The sequence below is a fragment of the Tahibacter sp. genome, from assembly GCF_032229445.1.
Classification (GTDB): domain Bacteria; phylum Pseudomonadota; class Gammaproteobacteria; order Xanthomonadales; family Rhodanobacteraceae; genus Tahibacter.
The window spans coordinates 1-5,186 of the sequence record NZ_JAVTWC010000054.1; the positions used below are offsets into that span (position 1 = coordinate 1).

The 5,186-nt window shown below is 63.5% G+C and carries 7 protein-coding genes; 4 read left to right on the top strand and 3 right to left on the bottom strand.

Features of this window, described 5'->3' with window-relative positions; genetic code table 11:
* Window positions 1–161 precede the first annotated feature (161 nt).
* Window positions 162–506 (bottom strand): BON domain-containing protein, encoded by a 345-nt coding sequence (locus RUU78_RS10455; RefSeq protein WP_313916324.1) that lies wholly within the window; start codon window positions 504–506, stop codon window positions 162–164.
* Between the two features lie 174 nt (window positions 507–680).
* Entirely contained in the window at window positions 681–1,391 is a 711-nt protein-coding gene (locus RUU78_RS10460) for a pseudouridine synthase (RefSeq protein WP_313916326.1), read from the bottom strand.
* A gap of 191 nt (window positions 1,392–1,582) precedes the next feature.
* Here RUU78_RS10460 and RUU78_RS10465 point away from each other — a divergent pair, with 191 nt between their 5' ends.
* Genes RUU78_RS10465 through RUU78_RS10480 form a run of 4 tightly spaced genes read left to right on the top strand, consistent with a single transcriptional unit; the run spans window position 1,583 to window position 4,278 of the window.
* Window positions 1,583–1,816, top strand: coding sequence for a hypothetical protein (locus tag RUU78_RS10465; protein WP_313916328.1), 234 nt, complete (start codon window positions 1,583–1,585; stop codon window positions 1,814–1,816).
* Window positions 1,785–2,390, top strand: a complete 606-nt coding sequence (locus RUU78_RS10470) for a DNA-deoxyinosine glycosylase (protein ID WP_313916330.1) — start codon at window positions 1,785–1,787, stop codon at window positions 2,388–2,390. Before RUU78_RS10465 ends, RUU78_RS10470 begins: the two co-directional genes overlap by 32 nt.
* Window positions 2,391–2,446: 56 nt before the next feature.
* Window positions 2,447–3,169: a hypothetical protein gene (locus RUU78_RS10475; RefSeq protein ID WP_313916332.1), complete on the top strand. Its 723-nt coding sequence runs from the start codon at window positions 2,447–2,449 to the stop codon at window positions 3,167–3,169.
* Entirely contained in the window at window positions 3,166–4,278 is a 1,113-nt protein-coding gene (locus tag RUU78_RS10480; RefSeq protein WP_313916335.1) for a DegT/DnrJ/EryC1/StrS family aminotransferase, read from the top strand. The genes RUU78_RS10475 and RUU78_RS10480 overlap by 4 nt, the downstream gene beginning before the upstream one ends.
* Before the next feature lie 35 nt (window positions 4,279–4,313).
* Here RUU78_RS10480 and RUU78_RS10485 read toward each other — a convergent pair whose 3' ends face one another.
* Window positions 4,314–4,685: a glutaredoxin family protein gene (locus RUU78_RS10485; RefSeq protein WP_313916337.1), complete on the bottom strand. Its 372-nt coding sequence runs from the start codon at window positions 4,683–4,685 to the stop codon at window positions 4,314–4,316.
* Between the last annotated feature and the right edge of the window lie 501 nt (window positions 4,686–5,186).

Below are 5,186 nucleotides of genomic sequence, written 5' to 3' on the forward strand. Positions count from 1 at the left end.
ACGTGACAGCAACTACTGGATGCCGGAATCACCCACACGATTCCGCGATGAGCCGAAAAAGAAAACGCCCAGCTGCATAGCAGCTGGGCGCGCACAGTTGGCTATCAAGAGCCGTGCCGGGATCCTTGGCAACAAGCCTCCATGGCTTGCAAGAGTGAACCTTACTTGCGCAGCTTCAGCGCTCGCGTATCGACATCGGTCACGCCCTTGATGCCTTTCGTGATCATAATGGCCTTGTCGATGGCGGGTTGATTGTCCAGCACGCCTGCCAGTGTTACGACCCCGTTGACGGTCGAGACGTTGATGTCCGTACCCTTTACAGCGCTGTCAGCCAGCAGCTCGGACTTCACCTTGGTGGTGATCCAGGTATCGCCCGCCGGCTGTTCCGACTCGTGCGAATTCGGCGTGTCGTTTGTCGCCTTCACTGGCTGCGCCGCCCAGGCGAACGGTGCGGTCACGCTAAGCAGCAGGACAGCAGCGGTTTTCTGAATGGTCGAAATGCGCATGTGATTCTCCTGTGGGTTGGATTTGGCCGGACCTGTAATCACCGGCGCTGAGCCGGAGCTTCACGCTCCGTGCCAACCAAAAAACTTAGAGAAAACAACGCATTGATCAGGCGGCGCATGAGCAACATGCACGGTCTACTGGCCGTGCCTTGCAAGCCGCAAGATCATGTTCGGTTACCAATCCTTACGCTGCGGGAGCAGCCCTTTCAGCTCGGCCGGCGTCAGGTTGCGCCACTGTCCCAGCTTCAGGTTACCGAGCTTGATGTTCACGATACGAACCCGTCTCAACTGCTTGACGCGGTATCCGAAGGCCGATGCCATCAGCCGGATCTGCCGGTTGAGTCCCTGCGTCAGAATGATGCGAAATCCAAATCTACCCAATTTGTAGGCTTTGCACGGCTTGGTCATCTGGCCGTGTATCGGTACGCCGCGGGACATGCCGATCAGAAACTCGTCGGTCACCGGTTTGTTGACCGCGACGAGATATTCCTTCTCGTGGCGATTCTCCGCACGCAGGATCTCGTTGACGATATCGCCGTTGTTGGTCAGCAGGATCAGCCCTTCCGAGTCCTTGTCCAGCCGCCCTATGGGGAAGATGCGCTCGCGGTGGTCGACGAAGTCAACGATGTTGTCCTTGACGTCCGGGTCGGTCGTGCAGGTAACGCCCACCGGCTTGTTCAGTGCGATGTAGACCGATTTGGCGCCGCCGCGCTGATTCTTGAGGCGTAGCGGACTGCCATCCACGAGCACTACGGCATCGGCTTCGATGACCGCGCCGACCACGGCCTTGCGGCCATCCACCCTGACGCGTCCGCTTTCGATCAATTCGTCGGCCTCGCGGCGCGAGCACAGTCCGGTATCGCTGATGTACTTGTTGAGGCGCATACGGCGACGTGGCAGAGGGCGGGCGCGAATGCTGGCACAGCGGAGTCGTGACGGCCAGCGCATACGCGCCCACGCGCCTGAGTCGATCGAGTATGCGAACCGTTGCGCGGATCAGGGATTCCACTCTTGCGGCAGGCGCTGGCGGTGGTGGTAGTCTTGCCCCATCCCGATTTCTGTCTCCGCGAGCAGCCATGGCCAACAGCAACGTGGTCAATTCCGTCAATGCGCCGAGCGCGTCGCAGATCGCGTTGGAACTGGCCGCGGCCATCATTTCCTCCGGACGCTACCCGATCGAAGGCGCCCGACCCGACATGGCTGCACAGGACGCGTTGACGTTGTACGAGGTCATTCTTGGCCGTCTCAAGGATCGCGTCGCACGGCGCCACGAAGCCGATGCCGCGTCCGCGGAAATACCTGCTTCGTGATCCGGCAGCGCTCGCTGCCGCCGTGCGCGAGCACCGCCCCGACTACGTCGAGAGCTTCTCGCCCTGTGTCGGTGAGGACTGCCGCATCCTGATTCTCGGCTCCATGCCGGGCGCTCGATCGCTGGCTGCCGGACAGTACTACGCCCATCCCCAGAATCTGTTCTGGCCAGTCATGCACGCCGTATTCGGTGTCGATGCAACGGCGCCGTTTGCGCGGCGGTTGTCACAACTACAGTCCTGCGGCGTTGGGCTTTGGGACGTGCTGCAGGGGTGCGAGCGGCGCGGCAGTCTCGACAGCGCCATCACCGCGGAGAGCGAAGTGCCCAACGCCATCGTTGCATTGCTTGCGCGGCGCCCCGCGATCGTGACGATTGCTCTCAACGGGGCCAAGGCGGCGCAGGCTTTCAGCCGGCATATCGCCAAAAAGATCCCAGCCGAGCGCTTGCACGGACTGGTCGTGCATACGTTGCCGTCCACGAGCCCGGCACACGCATCGATGAGCCGGGACGAGAAAATTCGGCGCTGGTCGGTACTCGGAAACGTGTCCCGGCCGTCCGGCGATCTGGGCGTCTGAGAACGCACCTCGGCGCTTTGCTATCTTAAGGCGCTGCTCCCCTTGCGAGTGTCGCCATGTCCGTTCTGCGTGTTTCCGCGTCGCTGCTGTTGATCAGTTTCCTGTTGAGCGCCTGCGGCAGTGGCGCACCGCCGCCGGTGCCCGGCCCCACACCGGCGCAGCTACAGGCGGCCCAGGCGGCGGAAAAGCTCAAGATGTATGACCAACTGCGTGCTGGCGACAAGATCGATCTGGCCGTCGATATCGGCGCCGACATCGTTGCGCGCTTTCCGGGCACACCGGCTGCGGCGGAAGTTGGCAAGACCTTGCCCGAACTGCAGGAGCGTGCCAAGGCTGGTGCTGAGGCGCGTCGCCTTGAACGTCTCTGGACCTACCAGGAGTCGCCCGCCGGCAAGGGCAAGCAGTACCACGCCTCGATCTATGTCAAGGGCGGCCCCACGAACGAAGGACCGCAGCGCGTCGCGCTGTTGATCCGCAATCATCCGGAGTGGGGCCAAAGTACCTATCTCATGCGCGACGAAGGCGGGTTTCTGTGCGCACGCGAGTGCGCGCTGACCTTGCGTTTCGACGGCGGCAAGCCCGAGCGCTGGGCCGGCACGATCCCACCGACCGGCGAGCCCGCCATCTTCATTGACAAGAACGAGGCGCTGGTGGCGCGTCTGCTCAAGTCCAGGTTGCTCAGCATCGATACGGAATGGAAGGATCAGGGCAAGAAGACGCTGGAATTCGAGGTGGGCGGCCTGCAGGCGGCGAAATTGCCGGCGGCGAAGAAGAAATGAGCGCCACGGCAATTCCGTTTCTTGACCTCAAGGCCGCCTACCTCGAACTGAAGCCGGAAATCGACGCGGCCGTCGCGCGCGTGCTCGACAGCGGCTGGTACATCCTCGGCGAAGAGGTCGAAGCTTTCGAAGACGAGTTCGCGCGCTACTGCGGTAGCCGTCATTGCGTCGGACTGGCGAATGGCCTCGATGCGCTGCATCTGGCCCTGCGTGTGCTTGACGTAGGGCCCGGCGATGAAGTCATCGTGCCGTCCAATACGTACATCGCCACCTGGCTGGCCGTCAGCCAATGCGGCGCGACGCCGGTGCCGGTGGAGCCCGATCCGCTTACGCACAATCTCGATCCGGCGCGAATCGCTGCGGCCATCACCCCGCGCACACGCGTATTGCTGCCGGTGCATCTTTACGGTCAGCCAGCCGATCTCGACCCCATCATCGCGCTCGCGCGGCAGCATGGTTTGCGGGTGCTCGAAGACGCGGCGCAGGCCCATGGCGCGCGCTATCGGGGCCGGCGCATCGGCGCTCATGGCGATCTCGTCGCCTGGAGCTTCTATCCGGGCAAGAATCTCGGTGCGCTCGGCGATGCGGGCGCCGTCACCACGAACGATGCAGGGCTGGCCGAGCGCCTGCGTGTATTGCGCAACTACGGTTCCCGCGTGAAGTACGTCAATGACGAAGCGGGGTGGAACAGCCGTCTCGACCCCCTGCAAGCCGCGGCGCTGCGCGTAAAGCTACGCCATCTGGACCAATGGAATGCGCGGCGTGTTGCGATCGCAGCGGCCTACGACAACGCCTTGGCCGGGCTGGATCTGATTCGCCCCCAGGTGCCCGATTGGGCCGATCCGGTCTGGCATCTGTATGTCGTACAGACTGAGCGGCGCGCACATGTTCAGGGCGAGCTCGCCGCGCGCGGAATCGGCAGCCTGATCCATTATCCGATCCCGCCGCACCGGCAACAGGCTTATGCGACATCCGGTATCGCGGCCGGAAGTCTTCCGATCTCCGAGAGCCTGGCCGATCGGGTGTTGAGCCTGCCGATCGGGCCGCAGCTCGCCCCGCATGCGGTCGACGCGGTTGCCGCTGCCCTGCGCGCCGCAGCGAACGGCTGAGTGGTGGCCGCGGCCGGCCTGACCATGCGCAGAGGCTATTTTGCCGCGAAGCCGTGCGCGCTGAGCGCCCCATCGACGCGCGATGCGTCGTAGCCACGGATCACCTCATCGCCGATGACGATCAGCGGCGTGCCAACACCGCCCTTGGCAATGAACTCGCGTTTGGCGTCGGCGGAGCTGGCGATGTCGTGCTCCTTCCAGGTCACGCCGCGTTCGGTCAGCAGTTGCCGGGCCTTTTCGCAGTAGCCACATTGCGGCATCACGTACAGCGTCACTTCGGCCTGGGACGTTGCGGCTCGCTGAGTTTTTCCTGGCGGTGTCGCCTTCGTAGCGCTACCTGCCGTGGCTACACCAGTCGCCAACGCTACAGCCAATGCCAGTACGCTGCCCATCAATTGCCGCTTCATTGCGTTCTCCGTTTGCGCACCGGTTGCGGTACGTGCGGGCTTGCGACGCCGGACGGCGAACGGGAGTTCAGCAGCGCGTTGACTATGCAGCCTATGCAGCGCCGAAACGTTTCGGCGGTGAGCCAGACGGTGCAAAACGCGCAACCGCGGAATCGGAATGCGCTGTGCACCGTCTGTTCGGCTGCTGCAACCTGGATGATCTGTCCGGGGTCATGGTTCCTGCACGTGGTGCAGTAGCGACTTTGTAGGTATAAGGCACATTGTGGCAAACAGCCCAGTCGATCGCGTCGGTGACGTCGCGGCGGCGTGTCCCGATCGCTGTAGTGACCTGTCCACCTTTGTGTCGCTTGTTCACTTCGTGGCTGATCATGCTGCCAGTCAGCGCGTCGGGGACGGTTGCTGCCTTCCGGCCGTGGGGGGGGGCCCCCCCCCCGGGCCCCGGGGGGCGCCACCCCACCCCCCCGAGTTTGTGTGACCCAGGGAGAGCGCGTTGGGGGTGAG